Origin of the sequence: Methylobacterium ajmalii, assembly GCF_016613415.1 — a bacterium.
Classification (GTDB): domain Bacteria; phylum Pseudomonadota; class Alphaproteobacteria; order Rhizobiales; family Beijerinckiaceae; genus Methylobacterium; species Methylobacterium ajmalii.
The window spans coordinates 1,683-2,122 of sequence record NZ_JACWCT010000169.1; the positions used below are offsets into that span (position 1 = coordinate 1,683).

A 440-nucleotide genomic window follows, 5' to 3' on the forward strand; every position below is an offset into this window, starting at 1 on the left:
GTCCTCGCGCTGTTCGCGCTGTTCGATGCCGGACGCGCGCTCGCGCTCGACCCCGACGCCTTCACCCGCGGCGGCACGCCCAGCTACAACGGCCTCCGGCTGCCGCCGACCGATCGCGGCCAGAGTTCGGGCGAGATCGGGCCCTTCACGGCGACGCCGCCCGGCGCCGATCTGCCGCGCAAGCTCAGCGACTGGTTCAGCGACCGCGCCAACGTGATGGCGTTCACGGGCTCGGATCTCTCCGCGCGGTTCACCAAGGCATGTGCCAGCCTGCCGGCCTCGGGTGGGACGATCTACCTGCCGAAGGGCATGCCGCAGTCGAATGGCCGTCTGGCCTGCAACGGGAAAACCGTCAGCCTGAAGGGTGACGGGCCGGGCGTCAGCCAGATCGTGTTCACCTCCGCCGCGGCGGGTGCGGCCGGCATCTCCCTGTCGCCGGG

General features: G+C 71.6%; 1 protein-coding gene. It reads left to right on the forward strand.

Annotated features, from left to right (window positions below):
- Window positions 1–440: hypothetical protein (locus HPY23_RS34275; protein ID WP_200649718.1), on the forward strand; the 440-nt coding region annotated here is incomplete at both ends.